This is a genomic window from Planococcus halocryophilus (genome assembly GCF_001687585.2).
GTDB lineage: Bacteria > Bacillota > Bacilli > Bacillales_A > Planococcaceae > Planococcus > Planococcus halocryophilus.
In genome coordinates this window covers 589,514-606,737 of the sequence record NZ_CP016537.2, presented here as the reverse complement: position 1 = coordinate 606,737, position 17,224 = coordinate 589,514, and the positions used below count along the sequence as shown (strand labels likewise).

The following is a 17,224-nucleotide window of genomic DNA, read 5'->3' as shown; positions in this document are numbered from 1 at the left end:
AAAAAACTTTTTTTAGCGTTTAAATGAAAAAATAGGAGCGGTTTCTTTCTCCGCTCTTATCTCTTTAATTTTCAAGAACTAGCAATGCCGCTCCTAAAATACCTGCATCATTTTCAAAACGTGCCACTTCTACCGGCACCGGATTTAATAAAACCGTAGCCAACTTCTCTTGCAATGAAGCCATCCACAAGTCTGCCGCTTCTGATACACCGCCACCGATAATGACCATCTCCATATCAAAGGCCGCTTGCAAACTACTAATGACTAGTGCTAAGTCAGCTGTAAATTCTTCTACCACTTTATTAGCCGCGGGATCAGTCTTAGCGTTTTCAAAAAGTTCGGGTGGCGTCACTGGAAGCCCCGCTTCTTTAATCCTGCGCTGAAGTGCTGTTCCAGATACATACATTTCACTGCAGCCTAGACGTCCACACGCACATTTCACTCCATTTGGATAGAGAATCATGTGGCCAAGTTCTGCTGCACCACCATGAGGTCCACCACTTAATAGCTTGCCGTCCCATATTACGCCACCGCCAAGACCTGTGCCGAGTGTTAACACGACTACACGATTTAGCCCTTGTGCTGCGCCAAACTTCGCTTCTGCAAGTGCCACAACATTGGCGTCATTTTCGACTTCGACGCGTTTGCCTGTTGCTTTTTCAAGCCATTCTTTAACAGGTGTATCTGTCCAGCCTGGCAATGTTTCCGCCGCGTAAATTACTTTTCCTTGTTTTGGATCGACAAAGCCATGCGTACCAATGCCAATTGCTTGGACTTCTGGCTGCTCCACCAATATCCGCAAGATGTTTTCTTCAAGATACGGATAAAGCGGGATGATTGTCGGAATTTTTTCCTCGTAGATAATTTGCCCGCTAGCATCAATGATACCCATACGGATTTTTGTGCCACCTATGTCGACTCCTAATACTTTTTCCATAGTTCCTCCTTATGGTCTTCGTTTTTATTTGTAATAAACAACGGCTTCATATGGCTTGAGCACAAGTTCGTCTTCGCCGTTCCGACAATCATAATTGCCGATTAACTTGTCGCCTTCTGGGCGTTCTACTGTTTTTGGTTGATTTGAAAAATTACAGTATATAGTCAAGCTTTCTCGGTTCCATGTACGCGTATATGCGAATAATTCTTTGTCTTCGTGGTGCAATAACTGGAAGTCACCATACGTGATGATGCCCATGTTTTTACGGAAAGCTATGAGTTTTTTGTAATATTGATAAATGGAATCCGGCTCTTGATGCTGTGCAGCATTGATGTCTGTGTAATTCGGATTCACCTTTATCCAAGGTGTACCTGTTGTAAAGCCACCATTTGGCGCGTCCGACCATTGCATTGGCGTTCGTGCATTGTCGCGACCTTTCGCGTAAATTTTCATCATGATGTCGTCATGCGAAATTCCCGCTGCGCGCTTTTCTTGATACATATTGATGGTTTCAATGTCTTTGTATTCCTCAATGGCATCAAAGCGGACATTGGTCATGCCCAGTTCTTCGCCTTGATAAATATACGGCGTGCCTTGCATAAAGTGCAGACACGTTGCGAGCATTTTAGCTGATTCAACGCGCCATTTTTGATCGTCACCAAAACGCGATACAATGCGCGGCTGATCGTGGTTGTTCCAGTACAAACTATTCCAACCTTCGTCGTATAAACCATGTTGCCATTTTTCCAGATTCTCTTTTAAATCGATCAAATCGAGCGGCTTTAAATCCCATTTCTCCCCCGATGCTTGGTCGAGGTCCATATGCTCGAACGTGAAAATCATATTGAGTTCTTGATTTTGTGCGGCGGTATAATCGCGCGCTTCTTTTGGCGTCGTGCCCGGTGTTTCACCGACTGTGACGATATTGTATTGAGACAGTACTTGTGTATTCATTTCTTTTAAGTAGGTATGAACATTGGGGCCATTCATAAATTGACTGCTGGCATCGCCATTCACTGCATCTTGCATATCCGGAACTTTGGAAATCATATTGATAACGTCCATTCGGAAACCGTCTACACCTTTATCGAGCCACCAGCGCATCATTTCGTAAACCGCGGTTCGCATTTCTGGGTTTTCCCAGTTCAGGTCTGGCTGCTTTTTGGAAAACAAGTGCAAGTAGTACTGATTGCGTTCTTTTTGGTACTCCCACGTAGACCCACCAAAAAACGAGCGCCAATTGGTTGGCTGATCGCGCCATATGTAAAAATCGGGATGGTCTTTAAACCAAGCATGCTCATCAGACGTATGGTTGACGACAAGGTCCATGACCAATTTCATGTCTCGCGCATGTACTTTTTCCAATAGCTCATCAAAATCTGCCATCGTGCCGAATTCTTTCATGATTTCATAATAATCGCGAATGTCATAGCCGTTATCGTCGTTCGGTGAATCATATACCGGCGACAGCCAAAGAATATCTACACCGAGTTCATGCAAGTAATCGAGTTTCTGGATAATCCCACGAATATCGCCGATTCCATCGCCATTCGAATCCATAAAACTTCGCGGATAAATTTGATACACAGTCGATTTTTTCCACCATTCAGTCATCAAGATGCCCCTTTTCTTGTAAAGTGATTACTATTCTAACATCATACATGAATCCGCTGTTTTGCCAACTACTTAATTTAAACTGTGGTTTTATTGTATAATGAATAAATTATGCAATTCTTCAGAATGCTAAAATTGCGAAAAGAGGTATTCGATGATCAATCAATTAAAAGAACTCTATCCTTCGCTTCAACTATTTGACCAAAGCACACTTTCTTCAGATGCAGACTATAAATGGTTTTCATTTTCTGATGGCGTGATTATAGGCATTCACGAAAGGGAACTTGCTCCAAGAGATTTGTCTTTGCTCACGACATTTTTAACACCTTACAATCCGAAATTCCCGGTGCTGACAGACGAAGAAAAAAAGTGGTCGGCTGCGGTTGATCCTGCTCTTTCCGCTGACGTTAAGACGTTTCCCTTGAATTCTCCGTATCGCTTTGTGCATTTTTCCATTCAAGAAAAACAAATTAGCCCTGCAGCGTTTAAACAAGCGGTTCAAGATTTTTATGCGCAGCACGTGCCAATTTTGTGGGAAAACGACCATCAAGGGATTTTGGTTGAATACGTCACAAAAGAAGACGGACCGATTTCTTACGATGAAATTATCGATGTGTTGATGAGCGATTTGTATATCAAAATCCATTTTTTCGTTGGGCCACTTCGTGCAAGTTTAGACAGTGCTGTCACTCATTACCGCGCAATGGTCGATGGTGCAAAAACCGTTAGCCTGTATTCGAAAAAAACCGTTATCAGTTATACCGATGCGATTCCGTATTTATTGCTCGATCAAACACCAGAACCTCTCCGGAATGAAATAAAACAATCGGTTTTGCAAGTTTATCAAAGCGATGAAGAAACGATGAAAATGATTGAAGTTTTTGTTCGCAATAACTTAAATATCTCAGAAACGGCAAAAGCTTTGCATATGCACCGCAATAGCCTGCAATATCGTTTTGACCGTTTTTATGAAAACACCGGAATCGACGTTCGGAAATTCCATGAAGCGCTGGCCGTTTACTTAGCGATATTGATTGAAAAGTAAATGTGCACAAAAACAACTTTAAATTTTTAGGCAATTTTGATATTTCCTCTCAATCGTCATTCGGTTAAGCTGTTACCAACGACAAAGAGATTATTGGGGGAAACCAAATGACGGGCTTAACATTAGTTAATATCAAAAAAGAATACGAAAAAGGTGTAGTTTCGGTACAAGACTTTAACTTAGAAATTCGCGATAAAGAGTTTCTAGTACTAGTTGGACCTTCAGGTTGTGGTAAGTCAACGACACTTCGCATGATCGCAGGATTAGAAGATATTACAGATGGCGATTTATATATCGGGGACAAACGAGTTAACGACGTGTCACCAAAAGACCGCGACATCGCGATGGTTTTCCAAAACTACGCATTGTACCCGCACATGACTGTATATGAAAACATGGCATTTAGTTTGAAATTACGCAAAATGAAAAAAGACGAGATTAAAGCACGTGTTGCCAACGCTTCAAAAATTTTAGGATTAGACGATTACTTAAACCGTAAACCGAAAGCGCTATCAGGTGGTCAGCGCCAACGTGTCGCTTTAGGCCGTGCGATTGTCCGTGACGCTAAAGTCTTTTTGATGGATGAGCCTTTATCCAATCTCGACGCCAAACTACGTGTACAAATGCGCGCAGAAATCCAAAAGTTGCACCGCCGTCTCCAAACGACAACGGTTTACGTAACACACGATCAAACAGAAGCGATGACAATGGCGACTCGTTTAGTGGTTATGAAAGATGGCTTTGTTCAACAAGTCGGCACGCCAAAAGAAGTTTACGACTTACCGGAAAACATGTTTGTTGGTGGATTTATCGGTTCTCCGTCTATGAATTTCCTACAAGGTAAATTAGTCGGCAGCCATTTTGTCATGGGCGATTCGAAAGTGCTTATTCCAGAAAGCAAACTAAAAATGCTTCAAGACCAAGGCTACGAAAGCAAAAACCTTGTTCTTGGTGTGCGTCCTGAAGACATTCACGATGAGCCATTATTTTTGGAACATTCACCGCATACAAAGCTTCAAGCTTATATCGATGTTGCTGAATTGATGGGTGCAGAAATCATCCTTTACTCAAAAATCGATGACCAAGATTTCGTCGCACGCGTTGACTCTCGCTTTAACGTTGAAGCCGAATCTACAATCGATCTTGCATTTGATATGAATAAAGCCCATTTCTTTGATGGCGACTCTGAATTGCGTATTCGTTAATCGAGAGTTTTGTTAGCCACCGAGTATTACTCGGTGGTTTTATTGTTGTAAGCTTGTTTATTCATGTAGAGATGGTGAAACTTCATGTAAGGATACGGAATTTGCTGGTTAAAACAGCGAACTCTTTCTGTAGAAGACGACCTTTTTTTATTACACAAAAAAAGCCACCCAAAAGGGCAGCTTATTTGTTAAAATTCTTTAATTCCAGCAATGATTTGTTTCAAGGCATCAATCGATTTGAGTGGATCGTTTTGGCAATCCAAGCGGTGATTAATGTCTGGCAATAGCGTCGATTTTAAATTCGGGTTCGCTTTAAGCAACTCGAACGCACCTGCTGAGTAGTAGCGATCTTTGTCGCCGATAAAGCATAATGCTTCATTTTTGCTGTTGACCATTGTGTTTAGAACTTGTTCCTGATTCAGTAAAGGGGTTACCCACACAGCTTTGGCATCGCTAAATTCTGGGCGCAGCATTTCAGCTCCCATTGCAATCGTGCCAAGCGATTTTCCGACCAAGTAAAAGTCTTGATAATTTCTTCCTTTGAGTACTTCGCTGATTACTAAACGCACGTCGTGGACAATCGCTTCGTTCAATTCAGTCATCGTGAATTCGTCATATGCTTTGTCTGTGTATTGGTAATTCACTCGTAACACATCGTAATGTGCGTTCAAGAAAATTTCTTCTGCGAAATGGAAAAGCGGGCTTTTTGTTGTATATCCAGCACCTGGCAAGAAAATAGCCAATTTTTTTGTGTAGTCTTCCGTTAGCATCACGGTATAAGGAACTTCAATCCCCTTGTAACCTACGACTTTGTTGTTAATTGCTTTCATAACTTTCACTCCTGTCTCTCTCTATTATAAAGAATATTCCATAAGTTTACTAAATATTTTTGAAATTAGCTATGATACAATCGATTTACCATTAATTTTTCGGGGAGGATAACATATGATGACGGAAAAAGACAAAATGCTCGCTGGTGAAATGTACGATCCGGCTGATTCAACCCTGCGCCAAAATCGCATGAATGCTCGCCGACTTAGCCGACTGTTCAACGAAACTACCGAAATGGACGGCCAAGATCGTGCCGATTTGCTGAAAAAATTACTTGGCTCGACCGGCGACATGATTCACGTCGAACCCACCATTCGATGTGATTACGGATATAACATTCACGTCGGCGATAATTTTTATGCCAATTTCGACTGCGTGTTTCTTGATGTTTGCGAAATCCGGATTGGTGATAATTGCATGATTGCTCCGGGAGTTCATATATACACAGCGACTCACCCGCTGAATGCCACTGCGCGAAATTCTGGCAAAGAATTTGGTAAACCCGTCACAATCGGTGACAATGTCTGGATCGGTGGCCGTGCCATCATCAACCCTGGAGTGACGATTGGCGACAATGCGATTATCGCAGCTGGCGCCGTTGTTACTAAAGATGTACCCGCCAATACGTTGGTGGGTGGCAACCCCGCATTCGTAATTAAACAAGTTGAAGAATAAAAGCAATGCGCTATGGTGCGTTGCTTTTATTTTTTGCTTTCCATCATTATACAAATAAATTATGAAAATGCGAATTTTTTCTAAGGTGTTATGTTGTGAGTTTGTGGTGAGATTTTGATTCCTTTAAAGGCTTTAAAAGTTCGTGTAAAGAGCTCGAAATTTCTTGTATAAATTGCTATCCCTGTAAAGGCGCTAAAACTTCATGTATAAGCACCAAAAGTTCATGTTAAAACTTCGAAACTTCATGTAAAGAACCTAAAAGTTCATGTATAAATCGCTATCCCTGTAAAGACGCTAAAACTTCATGTTAAAACACCAAAAGTTCAGGTTAAGACTTCGAAACTTCATGTAAAGAGTTCAAAAGTTCAGGTATAAATCGCTATCCCTGTAAAGACGCTAAAACTTCATGTTAAAGTACCAAAAGTTCAGGTTAAGACTTCGAAACTTCATGTAAAGAACCTAAAAGTTCAGGTATAAATCGCTATCCCTGTAAAGACGCTAAAACTTCATGTTAAAGCACCAAAAGTTCAGGTTAAGACTTCGTAACTTCATGTAAAGAGTTCAAAAGTTCATGTATAAATCGCTATCCCTGTAAAGACGCTAAAACTTCATGTTAAAGTACCAAAAGTTCAGGTTAAGACTTCGTAACTTCATGTAAAGAGTTCAAAATTTCATGTATAAATCGCTATCCCTGTAAGGATGCCAAAAGTTCAGGTAAAGACCGTGAAAATCCATGTATAATATCCAAAACTTCACATAACACCTACCCAACTCCCCCAACAAAAAAATCCCCCAAGCGACATGTGCCGCTTGGGGGATCAATCACCTTTACATCTCTACTTCTATACCCGTACCATTTGCTTTTATTTTGCTGTAAACGCCTTTGGCTACTGCCAAATCAAAATAAGCAGCACCGACGCATTTGAAGAAGGTGATTTCCGATTCCGACTCACGGCCTGCAGCAGTTTCTACAACGATTTGTCCAAGTTCTGCATGCAATTGATCGAATGACCATGCGCCCGTTTCGACGGTGTAGATTAATTCGCCGGCTTCGTCTTTAACGCCTGGTAAGTCGTCAGCGACGATTTTGTCAGCGCGCAAGATGGTCGTTTCATCGACTTCGCGCATACTTGGCAAATAGGAACCGACGCCGTTAATGTGCGTACCCGGCTTTAAATCGTCTCCGTTAAACACCGGTTCGTTGGATCGTGTGGCGCAGCAAATGATGTCTGCTTGTTGAACGGCTAATGACACGATTGGTTCGACTGTGTATGGGATGTTGATATCAAATTCAACAAGCCGTTCACCAAAACGTTGTGCTTTTTCTGGTGTGCGGTTAACCAAAATAATTTTTTCGATGGGTCTCACTGCTAATACGCCAAGCACTTGCTCGAACGCCATGCCGCCTGTACCGATCACAGTCAGTACGCGGCTTTCTTTTCGTGCCAACAAATCCGTTGCAATTCCGCTTAGTGCGCCTGTGCGCAATCGCGTTAAATACGATGCCGTCATCATTGCCACATGTTCTCCGTTATCTCCGTCTGACAAAAGAATCACACCTTGAGTCGTCGGCTTGTTTTGTGCCGGGTTTTCCGGAAAGATGGTGACAATTTTCACGCCTGAGACTTTATTGACCATGTCTGCACTTGGCATATAAAGTGCCGATGCCTGACGTTCTGGAAAGCTAAGGACGGTGCGATGCGGGTTATTGATCTGGCCCTGCTCTTTTGCCCGAAGCATTTCTGTGACGTCACGGATAGCGTCGGCCATATCGTATTGTTGCTGAATCTGTTGTTCGTTGATGATAAGCATGAAACCCCTCCTAAAAATATGCGCTTAAACGCGGCTTTCCTCGGTTACTAATGTAGCTGTTTTTTCTTGTTTTTGAGTGCCACTTAAATCTTTCACTGCCCAGATAGACAAGAGTGAAATAACGGCTGTTAAAACGATATATAATGCTACTGGTACGTAAGAGTTATCAAATGTCGCTAACAAGAATGTCGCAACTAAAGGTGCTGTTCCCCCTGCTAATGCTGCACCAATTTGGTAGCCTAGTGTTACTCCCGTGTAACGAACTTTTGCATCGAAAATTTCTGAGAACATCGTTCCAAGTACTGCTGTGATTGGCGCCCAAATAATACCCAACCCAATAATTGTCGCAACGATTAACAATAATACAGAACCTTGTTGCAACATCCAGAAATAAGGGAAAGCGAACAAGCCCATTGCTACAGCGCCAGTCACGTACATTTTCTTGCGTCCGACACGGTCAGACAATGCACCCATAATCGGGATCAAAATCGTCGTAATCACCGTTGCAATCATAACTGCTGCGAGTGTAGCTGTTCTTGAAAACTCAAGATTTGTTGTTGCGTAAGACACAACGAACGTACCAAAAATATAAAACGGTGCTGTTTCAACAACTTTTGCTCCAATGGCGATTAACACTTCACGCCAGTGATATTTTAATGTATCGACAATCGGCAATTTTGGAATTTCACCAGATGCTTTTACTGCTTTAAATTCTGGTGTTTCGTCGATGCCTTTACGAATCCATAAACCAAACAAAACAAGAAACGCACTCAAGATAAATGGTACGCGCCAGCCCCAGCTCATAAATGCCGCTTCTGGCAATAAAGTCATCAAGTAAAGCGCCAAAGTTCCCATGACCATCCCGATCGTAACACCCATTTGTGGGATGCTCCCAAAAAATCCACGTCTTTCAGGTGGTGCATATTCTGTCGCAAGTAGTAATGCGCCGCCCCATTCTCCACCAATCCCAAGTCCTTGGATTAAACGTAGTGTGATTAACAAAATTGGTGCTGCAACTCCAATTGCTTGATAAGTTGGCAATAACCCCATTGCAAACGTTGCAAAGCCCATTAAACTCAACGTGATAACCAATGTCTTTTTGCGGCCAATACGGTCGCCGATGTGACTGAAGATAATGCCGCCAAATGGACGAATAAAGAATGATAATGCAAAAGATGCATAAGCGAGCATTAACCCAACTGTTGGATCTTCGTTGACAAAAAATAATTGGTTAAATACTAATGCTGCCATGGTGCCATATAAAAAATAATCAAACCATTCAATCGAACTCCCCACAAGACTTGCCGTTAAAACTTTGCGTGTTTGCTTTTTATCCATCCTAACTTCCCCTTTACGAATAAATTGAAGTGACACTTTAATTCTCCCTTTTCAACAGTTTAGTCAGTTAGCAATATTCTGTCAATAACCTTCTTAAATTTTATTTTCAGCATATGTACGTTATGATAGAGGCAGAACATTTAGTAAAGAGGGGTTTCTGCATGTCGAACGGAACAATTGGGGTAACATTAAAAAATCTTCGCAAGGAGCGCAAATTGACCTTGAAAGAGTTAGCAGAGCAAACTAATGTCTCCATTAGCTTCTTATCGCAAGTCGAACGCGGAAAATCGAGCGTGACATTAGAATCGCTGCGTAAAATAGCAGATGCTTTGAATGTCGACCCTAGTCTTTTTTTCGCCAATGAAACCGAAAAAACCGATTGGGAATCGCGACTCGAGAAATTCCATTACAAAGATTTGTCACACGGCGTTAAAGAAGCAAATTTAGTCCCGATGCTGGTGACTATGAAACCTGCTGAATCCGAAGGTAATCCATTTGCTCATAGTGGGTATGAGTTTTTATTCGTATTGGATGGGGTGTTAACTGTCGAGGTGGACGGCGAACGCACCGAACTTACCAAGCGACAATCCATCATGTTTGATGCACGTAAACGACATTATTGGTTTAACTTAACAGAGCACGATGTACAATTTTTACTCGTATCATCCAAAACGAATTAAGGGGAATCTGTCTATGCATCCAGTCAAAGATCCGCAAGTAGATGAATTTATCGAAGGGCTAGAAAACCCAGTACAAGATATCGTTTCAGAACTTCGCACATTGGTATTCGAAGCTTATCCAGAAATGGACGAAGGCTTTAAATGGGACAAGCCGAGTTATGCCAAAGAAGGTCTCGTGTGCTATATGCAAACGGCTAAAGGTCATGTCAATTTCGGCTTTTACCGCGGCGCGGAACTTCGCGATGAATCGAACCTACTCGAAGGTGACGGCAAAAAAATGCGTCACATTCGCTTGAACCGGACCGACGAAATTAAGAGCGATGAACTGAAGCTATTGATTTGGGATGCGGTGGAATTAAACCGGAAATGATTAGCTGGTTTTATCGGACGTAAGGCAGGTCGGCATAGAGCCGAACTGGCTTATGTCCCAGGCATTTAAAGTTTCAAAATAAGAAAAACCGAGGCAGAATTCCGCCTCGGTTTTTCTTATTTTGTCGCTTCGTATGTGATGATGGAATTTGCGTTTTTTGGGTAGTGATCAATTTGATAGCCAGATGAAATAACAATTTCTTTAAAGCCAATGTTTTCTAAAATGGTACGGAATTCTTCAACTCCGTACCAACGCATCGGATAGCGTTCGAGTTCAGTTTCGATCAACTTCCCTTCGCGCCAGCATTCATAACGCCCTTGTGAAACAAAGGTTTGGTGAATCCAATCCACTTTGATTTTCTTACTTTCGACGGTTAACGTATCGCCGTTGAGCGCTTGCCACGTGCGTGTAGAAGTTTTCTCCAGTTCGACACCTGCTGGCACATCCAAGTCGACAATTAATCGTCCCCCTATTTCCAAATGATTGTAGAAATTCTGAAGCGCTCTAAGCGATTTTTCACGCTCATCGAGCAACAGAAATGTCCCAGTCGGAATCACAATGGCCGCATATGTTCTATCAACCGAAAACGACTCCATTTTTGCATGAAATAAATTCGGACGGAAGCCATGTTTTTCACAATTGGCACGACACACCGTCAGCATTTCCTCGGATACATCAAAACCGTCTACTTCAAACCCTTTTTCAAGCAATGGCACAAGTAAACGACCAGTACCAGTTGCTGGTTCCAAAATGCGACCTTTGCATGAACCGAGTCGCTCCAAGTAATATTCAATATCCCCGAATGAACTACCAATTGGCTTATCGAGATCGTACACTTCCGACGACAACTTGCTGTAATACCCTAACAACGCCTCACCCCATCCTTTTTATGAAATCATCGCTAAGTTAACGATCACCGCAATTATATTCGGCACAGCCACCATGACTGCGTTTTTCATTTTCGTCACGCGCTGTTGCTTTTCGCGACGCTTTTCTGAACTTGTCGTTCTGGTGGACTTGTTTTTACCAGTGCCCAATGCCAAAACGCCCCATATCAATGCAACACCAGCAACAATGCCGCTGATCATGTAAACCAATGACCAATCATTCAGTAAATACGCCACTAACACGCCAATTAAAGCAATCGCTGTTCCAGCTAAAAAGTATTTCATTATGTTCTCTCCTTTAGATACTGTATGTGGCTAAAATTCGCCTGCTCGTTAATTTTATCAAAAGTCACACGATAGAGGTAGTCGGAGAGTCGGAAATTTGTTTTCTTGTTATGAGTTGAGTAGATTTGCTGATGTTACATGAGGTTTTCAACTATTTGCATGGGTTGAGATTTTTACAGCAACTTTTGCGGCTTTTACATTAGTTTTTCGCTCTCTTACATGAACGTTTGAACTCTTTACATGAACTTTTCCACTCTTTACACGCATCACGATTTATACACGAACTTTTGATTCCCTTACACGAATTTTTCGCTCTCTTACATGAACGTTTGAACTCTTTACATGAACTTTTCCACTCTTTACACGCATCACGATTTATACACGAACTTTTGATTCTCTTACATGAATTTTTCACTCTCTTACATGAACTTTCGAACTCTTTACATGAACTTTTCCACTCTATACACGCATCACGATTTATACACGAACTTTTGATTCCCTTACATGAACTTTCGAGCTCTTTACATGAATTTCCCCGCCCTTTACGCGCATAGAAAATTTCACAACACCTTTCCACAAAACCAAAACCCCTACAATGCCTAGCAGTTCGCATACGCGAACTGCGCTACCCCCTAAACCCCATAGAAAAAGCTGTCCATAAAAGCAGACAGCTAAAATACTTTTATAATTTTCGGTAGCGCTTCAAAGCGATGATGTTCATAAAGATAAACACCACTGCAAAAGCAGCGAGTGCCAGCAGATTGCTCGAGATATCGGCCAATCCTTCTCCTCTATACATAATCGCTTTTAAGGCGTCCGCTGCGTAATATAGCGGCATGATGCGGCTGAGATTTTGCAGCCAATCGGCCATACCTTCAAGTGGGATAATGCCGGCAAAAAAGATTTGTGGAATGACAACAATCGGGATGAATTGGACCATTTGGAATTCAGATGATGCGAAAGTTGATAACAGAATCCCAAGCGACAACGCTACTAATGCCAGCATTAAATTGACGATAATAACATGCCATACTTGACCGATCATGATCATATCCAATACTTGGATCGAGTAAAATACGACGATAATGGTTTGGATAATCGCAAAAATGCCGAAGCCCGTTAAGTAAGCCATAACAATTTCCCAGCGACGGATCGGAGTCGCTAATAACCGCTCCAACGTTCCCGATACGCGTTCTTTTAATAAGCCAATTCCTGAAATGAGAAAAACAAAGAAGAACACGAAAAAGCCGACTAGTATCGGTCCGAGCACATCAAAAAATGCCGTATCTTCATCACCAAAAATGTATTCGGTCTCTACGCTCGGTGCGTTTCCGCCCCCTTGCATCGCTGCTATTTGAGTAATTTTCATTAGCAATGCACGAGATGTGCTTGGGTCATTATTTTCCAAAACCACTTGGAAACTGCCGTCTTTTATTTCTAACAAACCTGCTAGGTTGTCCGAAATGATGGTTTGATTATCGGCTGCATCATAAGAAATCACATCAATCGATGCGTTTTCCATCGCCGTCATGAGCGGTTCACTGCCTCCGACAACTGCGAGTCTCGGGTCTTCTGATTCGCCATTAAAGAAAAAATACATTAAAGTCAATACAATTAATGGAGCAAAAAACAGCAAAGCCATTGTCCGTTTGTCACGAAGTAATTGCAGCATGATGCGTCGAATCAGTGCTAGCGTTCTCATCGCGCCTCCCTCCCTGCTTGCAAAAAGACCTCTTCTAAATCAGCTGCGCCATATGTCGTTTTCAGCTCGTCTGGTGTTCCAGTCGCTAAAATTCCACCTTCACGCACCATGGCAATGCGGTCGCATTTTTCTGCTTCGTCCATTACGTGAGTGGTTACGATAATCGTCTTCCCTTGCTCTTTTTTTAGCGTCATCAATTCACGCCAGATGGATATGCGAAGTTCTGGATCGATGCCAACAGTGGGCTCATCAAGAATTAGAATTTTCGGGTCGTGAACTAACGCAATCGCTAATGACAAGCGCCGTTTCATGCCACCTGAATAAGCCGCGACTTTTTTTCCTAATTCGTCGGTTAACTCCACCAAATCTGCTGCATAAGCGATTCGGTCTTTCAAATTCGTCTTTTTCATTTTGTACAGTGATGCAAAGAAACTCAAATTTTCTTTGCCCGTCAATTCAGGATACAAGGCATCTTCTTGAGCCATATAGCCAATGTTTTCGAGCAGCGTTAAATTAGGGACTCGTTTGCCCAACACTTCTACTGTTCCGTTCGTCGCGGATTCAATTCCGACAATCATTTTAACTAGCGTTGTTTTTCCTGATCCTGATGGTCCGATCAAGCCAAAAATTTCTCCTTCAGCAATTTGCAAGTCAACTTCTTTAAGTACGCCTGCTTTGCCATACGCTTTACTAAGGTTATTGATGGAGATGCTATTCTTCATATGCATTCCCTCCAGTCGAATAAAATCTTCGTGTTACTTTGTATTGTACGCTCATTCCTCAAAAAACAAAGCATCCATTTTGCTGCTTTGTTCAAACTTCTTCTTATTTCCACTCTTCAGCCAGCATGCCGTAAACTACGTGATCGACGTAATGGTCGTATAGCCATTCAGCTTGGCGGATGGTTCCTTCTTCTTTATAGCCTAGACGCTCAGGGATGCTGCGGCTTTTTTGATTTTCTGCGGCTGCACGAATTTCAACTTTATTTAACTTGAGCTCAGTAAATGCATAATCAGTCAAAGCTTTTGAAACGCTCGTCATGATGCCTTTCCCTTGATATTCCTGTCCGAGCCAATAGCCGATATATGCGGTTTTGTTAGCTGCATTGATACTATTAAAGCCTCCAACTCCCACAATTTCGCCTTTATACAAAATGGCTGCGCCTAAAGATTTGCCTTCGACAAAATTACTGCTACCTGATTTGATAAAATCTCTCGTGTCTTCTACTTTTGTTGTAAAATCGAGCCATGGTAGCCATTCTCTTAAATACTCTCTTGATACGTCAGTCAAGCTAAAAATTCGTTCTGCATCACGCATCTCCAGAACTTTGAGTGACAAGTCTTCGTCGATTTTATGTATGAACATGGAAAGCACTCCTTTTATTGTATGCATCTATCGTAGCATAATTTCCAATAAAATCTTTCTATTAATGGATACTCTTGTCACCAAATATTTCCGTTCATTGCATTTATTCAAAAGGTGAACTACACTAACCGTAATGGTATGGTGTTATTAATTTTCATAAAATTAAACAATAAACATTTATAAAGAAAGCGAGTTGAAAGCAATGGGAGAGTTTTTCACACCTGGTAACCAGGCACTTGGCGTCACGATTGCTGTTGGATTTATCGTCATATTGACTCTAATTGGTGGCGCTTTATGGTTTACATTGATCAAAGCGCGCAAAAATGCAGCGCGCACCGAACCGCATGAATCAGATCATGCAATCGAATCATTACGTCAACGTTATGTGAAGGGCGAAATTAGTAAAGAACAATATGATGAGCAGTTGCGCTTGTTAAAAGAGTCATCCAAAAACTAATTGTGCAGTTTTTGTGGAGTTTCTTTTTTTCGTTTAATTTCCAGATTAAAGGGAAGCTAAAAAGAGAAGCAACAAAATCTGAAATTGGAGGTTTTATTGATGGCAACTGAACAACATGCAGAACTGATTAAGACCTTGCACGATTGCGCAGCAGCGTGCAACCACTGTTTTGACGCGTGCTTGCAAGAAGATGATGTGAAAATGATGGCACAGTGCATTCGTCTAGACCGAGAATGCGCGGACATTTGTACTTACCTCGAGCATGCCATTACACGTAATTCACCGTTTGTTGCAGAACTAGCGAAAGCTTGTGGAGCGATTTGTGAAGCTTGTGCAGAAGAATGTTCAAAACACGAACATGATCATTGCAAAAAATGTGCAGAAGCTTGTGCAAAATGCGCAGAAGCTTGCCGTAACGTAGCGTAATTCTCTCCATCAAAAGCCCGGTCGCAGGGAAATTCTCTGCGGCTGGGCTTTTGTATTGGCAGGAAGGTCCGCTTTTCTCCATAATAAAAGCAAAGGAGTGAATTCGGATGACTCGACATGTATTGGTTGTAGGTGCGGGTATTGGCGGTTTAACAGCGGGTTCACTACTCGCACAAGACGGTTGGTCAGTGACCTTGCTCGAAGCGTCTTCAGAACTTGGCGGCTGTGCTAGTAAATTCAAACGCCATAAGTATTTATTTCCAGTTGGAGCCACACTCGGCATGGGGCTCGAACCAGGCGGCATTCACGAACGCGTTTTTCGTTATCTCGGTAAACCGATGTCCGTCGAACCGCTCGCGCGCGTAATGGAAATGGTCCACCGGGATGCGACTTTTGTGTTTCATCAAGACCGGGCGCAACACGTTGACGGCATCGTTGCTCACTTCCCTTCTCACAGCGAAAAAATCCGAGCGTTCTATAAAGAAATTTTTGCTGTAGCCGCGACTGTCCGCACGTTGATGGACCCGCTTCCTGCCTTGCCTCCCGCTACCGCAAACGAATGGGCTTATTTAGTAAAATCAATGCGGCCACAACACATCAAACTGCTACCTTTTTTCAATCAAACCTTAGATCAGCGTTTAAAAAAGCATGACCTCAATGAATTGCATGAATTCCGTCATATGCTTGATGGGTTATTAATTGATAGCATGCAAACGGGTAGCGAAGATGTCGCGTATTTATTGGCAGCAGTAGCGCTGGATATTTATCATGAAGGAGCCTATTATGTACCTGGCGGCTTGTATCGTTTTGCTGAACTGATGGGTGACAGCTTAACCGAAAATGGTGGTGTGTTAAAAAAACGACGAACGATTGAAAAGCTAGAGCGCCAAGGTGATGGTTGGATTGCGACTGACCACCGCGGCAATACGTACGATGCAACCGATGTTATTTTAAACGTACCGATTCAGCAATTGACGAAAATTTTAGCACCGGAACTTGTCTCTAAACTGAAAGTGTCATTGCGGGACGGCATTGCTGGGGAAACTTGGGCAACGTTGACGCTTTATATGGCCATTGATTCAACCAAACTAGATAAGCCATTACCTGCATTTAGACAGATTTCCACTGGTGATGGACTTGCTGAAGGCGGCCATTTCTTTATGTCTTCTTCTCTTCCAGATGATGAATTGCGTGCGCCTGAAGGTTTTCAAACGGTAACGATTTCCACCCATTCGCGTATCGCAGAATGGGACAGTCAAGAAAAATATGAAGAAACGCGTGAAGTATTAACTGAACGTATACTGCAAGCGATTCAACAAGTGGTTCCTGGTTTTCGCGAGGCAATTGTCCATATGGAGAGCGGTGCCCCCAAAGCTTGGGAGCGTTTTGCGGGTCGTGTTAACGGCTTGGTCGGTGGATTTCCTCAAACTTTAGATGCCGCTTTGTTCCATTCGATTTCGCACCATTCTGGATTGCCTAATCTGTATGTATGTGGCGATCACATTTTCCCAGGTGGCGGTACGATTGGCGCTGCTGCAAGCGGCATTCACGCGGCACGCTCGGTTTCTGGAAAGCGATTAATATAAAGAAAACCA

Annotated in this window: 18 protein-coding genes; 8 read left to right on the top strand and 10 right to left on the bottom strand. The window is 42.4% G+C overall.

Features of this window, described 5'->3' with window-relative positions; genetic code table 11:
• Window positions 1–64 precede the first annotated feature (64 nt).
• Both BBI08_RS03145 and BBI08_RS03140 read right to left on the bottom strand, forming a co-directional pair.
• Entirely contained in the window at window positions 65–937 is an 873-nt protein-coding gene (locus BBI08_RS03145) for an ROK family protein (RefSeq protein ID WP_008497327.1), read from the bottom strand.
• A gap of 24 nt (window positions 938–961) precedes the next feature.
• The gene (locus BBI08_RS03140; protein WP_008497328.1) at window positions 962–2,551 is read right to left on the bottom strand and encodes a glycoside hydrolase family 13 protein; all 1,590 of its coding nucleotides are present in this window, start codon (window positions 2,549–2,551) and stop codon (window positions 962–964) included.
• A 154-nt stretch (window positions 2,552–2,705) separates the two neighbouring features.
• Here BBI08_RS03140 and BBI08_RS03135 point away from each other — a divergent pair, with 154 nt between their 5' ends.
• Entirely contained in the window at window positions 2,706–3,596 is an 891-nt protein-coding gene (locus BBI08_RS03135) for a PucR family transcriptional regulator (RefSeq protein WP_008497329.1), read from the top strand.
• A 107-nt stretch (window positions 3,597–3,703) separates the two neighbouring features.
• On the top strand, window positions 3,704–4,801 hold the full coding sequence (locus tag BBI08_RS03130; protein ID WP_008497330.1) for an ABC transporter ATP-binding protein: 1,098 nt from the start codon (window positions 3,704–3,706) through the stop codon (window positions 4,799–4,801).
• Window positions 4,802–4,989: 188 nt separating this feature from the next.
• On the opposite strand, the gene BBI08_RS03125 is transcribed toward BBI08_RS03130, so the two are convergent.
• Complete coding sequence (locus BBI08_RS03125; protein WP_065528479.1) at window positions 4,990–5,631, bottom strand: alpha/beta family hydrolase; 642 nt, start codon at window positions 5,629–5,631, stop codon at window positions 4,990–4,992.
• A 115-nt stretch (window positions 5,632–5,746) separates the two neighbouring features.
• On the opposite strand from BBI08_RS03125, the gene BBI08_RS03120 reads away from it, so the two are divergent.
• Window positions 5,747–6,307 (top strand): maltose acetyltransferase domain-containing protein, encoded by a 561-nt coding sequence (locus BBI08_RS03120; RefSeq protein ID WP_008497332.1) that lies wholly within the window; start codon window positions 5,747–5,749, stop codon window positions 6,305–6,307.
• An 828-nt stretch (window positions 6,308–7,135) separates the two neighbouring features.
• Here the strand turns inward: BBI08_RS03120 and BBI08_RS03115 are convergent.
• Window positions 7,136–8,119, bottom strand: coding sequence for an ornithine cyclodeaminase family protein (locus tag BBI08_RS03115; RefSeq protein ID WP_008497333.1), 984 nt, complete (start codon window positions 8,117–8,119; stop codon window positions 7,136–7,138).
• A gap of 24 nt (window positions 8,120–8,143) precedes the next feature.
• Window positions 8,144–9,457 (bottom strand): MFS transporter, encoded by a 1,314-nt coding sequence (locus BBI08_RS03110; RefSeq protein WP_040850735.1) that lies wholly within the window; start codon window positions 9,455–9,457, stop codon window positions 8,144–8,146.
• A gap of 161 nt (window positions 9,458–9,618) precedes the next feature.
• On the opposite strand from BBI08_RS03110, the gene BBI08_RS03105 reads away from it, so the two are divergent.
• Window positions 9,619–10,137 carry a helix-turn-helix domain-containing protein gene (locus BBI08_RS03105; protein ID WP_008497335.1) on the top strand — a complete coding sequence of 173 codons (519 nt, stop codon included), beginning with the start codon at window positions 9,619–9,621 and terminating at the stop codon, window positions 10,135–10,137.
• A gap of 13 nt (window positions 10,138–10,150) precedes the next feature.
• Window positions 10,151–10,507 carry a DUF1801 domain-containing protein gene (locus BBI08_RS03100; RefSeq protein WP_008497336.1) on the top strand — a complete coding sequence of 119 codons (357 nt, stop codon included), beginning with the start codon at window positions 10,151–10,153 and terminating at the stop codon, window positions 10,505–10,507.
• A 116-nt stretch (window positions 10,508–10,623) separates the two neighbouring features.
• Here the strand turns inward: BBI08_RS03100 and BBI08_RS03095 are convergent, their stop codons facing one another.
• From BBI08_RS03095 to BBI08_RS03075, 5 genes are all read right to left on the bottom strand, one after another.
• The gene (locus tag BBI08_RS03095) at window positions 10,624–11,376 is read right to left on the bottom strand and encodes a class I SAM-dependent methyltransferase (RefSeq protein WP_008497337.1); all 753 of its coding nucleotides are present in this window, start codon (window positions 11,374–11,376) and stop codon (window positions 10,624–10,626) included.
• 18 nt (window positions 11,377–11,394) lie between these two features.
• The gene (locus BBI08_RS03090) at window positions 11,395–11,679 is read right to left on the bottom strand and encodes a DUF5316 domain-containing protein (RefSeq protein WP_008497338.1); all 285 of its coding nucleotides are present in this window, start codon (window positions 11,677–11,679) and stop codon (window positions 11,395–11,397) included.
• 682 nt (window positions 11,680–12,361) lie between these two features.
• Window positions 12,362–13,381, bottom strand: a complete 1,020-nt coding sequence (locus BBI08_RS03085; RefSeq protein WP_065528478.1) for an ABC transporter permease — start codon at window positions 13,379–13,381, stop codon at window positions 12,362–12,364.
• Window positions 13,378–14,103: an ABC transporter ATP-binding protein gene (locus BBI08_RS03080; RefSeq protein WP_008497339.1), complete on the bottom strand. Its 726-nt coding sequence runs from the start codon at window positions 14,101–14,103 to the stop codon at window positions 13,378–13,380. The genes BBI08_RS03085 and BBI08_RS03080 overlap by 4 nt, the downstream gene beginning before the upstream one ends.
• A gap of 103 nt (window positions 14,104–14,206) precedes the next feature.
• The gene (locus tag BBI08_RS03075; protein WP_008497340.1) at window positions 14,207–14,746 is read right to left on the bottom strand and encodes a GNAT family N-acetyltransferase; all 540 of its coding nucleotides are present in this window, start codon (window positions 14,744–14,746) and stop codon (window positions 14,207–14,209) included.
• Window positions 14,747–14,948: 202 nt separating this feature from the next.
• Between BBI08_RS03075 and BBI08_RS03070 the strand changes: the two genes are divergently transcribed.
• The 3 genes from BBI08_RS03070 to BBI08_RS03060 all read left to right on the top strand — a co-directional run bounded on the left by BBI08_RS03070 (window position 14,949) and on the right by BBI08_RS03060 (window position 17,215).
• Entirely contained in the window at window positions 14,949–15,203 is a 255-nt protein-coding gene (locus tag BBI08_RS03070) for an SHOCT domain-containing protein (protein ID WP_040850744.1), read from the top strand.
• Between the two features lie 99 nt (window positions 15,204–15,302).
• A complete protein-coding gene (locus BBI08_RS03065; RefSeq protein WP_008497342.1) occupies window positions 15,303–15,629 on the top strand; it encodes a four-helix bundle copper-binding protein in 327 nt (108 codons plus the stop codon).
• A gap of 107 nt (window positions 15,630–15,736) precedes the next feature.
• Window positions 15,737–17,215, top strand: coding sequence for a phytoene desaturase family protein (locus BBI08_RS03060; protein ID WP_008497343.1), 1,479 nt, complete (start codon window positions 15,737–15,739; stop codon window positions 17,213–17,215).
• The last annotated feature ends 9 nt before the right edge of the window (window positions 17,216–17,224 follow it).

What these genes read in the sequence shown, in the direction of transcription:
- BBI08_RS03145 (WP_008497327.1), bottom strand. Translation starts at nt 937, where the DNA reads ATGGAAAAAGTATTAGGAGTCGACATAGGTGGCACAAAAATCCGTATG.
- BBI08_RS03140 (WP_008497328.1), bottom strand. Translation starts at nt 2,551, where the DNA reads ATGACTGAATGGTGGAAAAAATCGACTGTGTATCAAATTTATCCGCGA.
- BBI08_RS03135 (WP_008497329.1), top strand. Translation starts at nt 2,706, where the DNA reads ATGATCAATCAATTAAAAGAACTCTATCCTTCGCTTCAACTATTTGAC.
- BBI08_RS03130 (WP_008497330.1), top strand. Translation starts at nt 3,704, where the DNA reads ATGACGGGCTTAACATTAGTTAATATCAAAAAAGAATACGAAAAAGGT.
- BBI08_RS03125 (WP_065528479.1), bottom strand. Translation starts at nt 5,631, where the DNA reads ATGAAAGCAATTAACAACAAAGTCGTAGGTTACAAGGGGATTGAAGTT.
- BBI08_RS03120 (WP_008497332.1), top strand. Translation starts at nt 5,747, where the DNA reads ATGATGACGGAAAAAGACAAAATGCTCGCTGGTGAAATGTACGATCCG.
- BBI08_RS03115 (WP_008497333.1), bottom strand. Translation starts at nt 8,119, where the DNA reads ATGCTTATCATCAACGAACAACAGATTCAGCAACAATACGATATGGCC.
- BBI08_RS03110 (WP_040850735.1), bottom strand. Translation starts at nt 9,457, where the DNA reads ATGGATAAAAAGCAAACACGCAAAGTTTTAACGGCAAGTCTTGTGGGG.
- BBI08_RS03105 (WP_008497335.1), top strand. Translation starts at nt 9,619, where the DNA reads ATGTCGAACGGAACAATTGGGGTAACATTAAAAAATCTTCGCAAGGAG.
- BBI08_RS03100 (WP_008497336.1), top strand. Translation starts at nt 10,151, where the DNA reads ATGCATCCAGTCAAAGATCCGCAAGTAGATGAATTTATCGAAGGGCTA.
- BBI08_RS03090 (WP_008497338.1), bottom strand. Translation starts at nt 11,679, where the DNA reads ATGAAATACTTTTTAGCTGGAACAGCGATTGCTTTAATTGGCGTGTTA.
- BBI08_RS03085 (WP_065528478.1), bottom strand. Translation starts at nt 13,381, where the DNA reads ATGAGAACGCTAGCACTGATTCGACGCATCATGCTGCAATTACTTCGT.
- BBI08_RS03080 (WP_008497339.1), bottom strand. Translation starts at nt 14,103, where the DNA reads ATGAAGAATAGCATCTCCATCAATAACCTTAGTAAAGCGTATGGCAAA.
- BBI08_RS03075 (WP_008497340.1), bottom strand. Translation starts at nt 14,746, where the DNA reads ATGTTCATACATAAAATCGACGAAGACTTGTCACTCAAAGTTCTGGAG.
- BBI08_RS03070 (WP_040850744.1), top strand. Translation starts at nt 14,949, where the DNA reads ATGGGAGAGTTTTTCACACCTGGTAACCAGGCACTTGGCGTCACGATT.
- BBI08_RS03065 (WP_008497342.1), top strand. Translation starts at nt 15,303, where the DNA reads ATGGCAACTGAACAACATGCAGAACTGATTAAGACCTTGCACGATTGC.
- BBI08_RS03060 (WP_008497343.1), top strand. Translation starts at nt 15,737, where the DNA reads ATGACTCGACATGTATTGGTTGTAGGTGCGGGTATTGGCGGTTTAACA.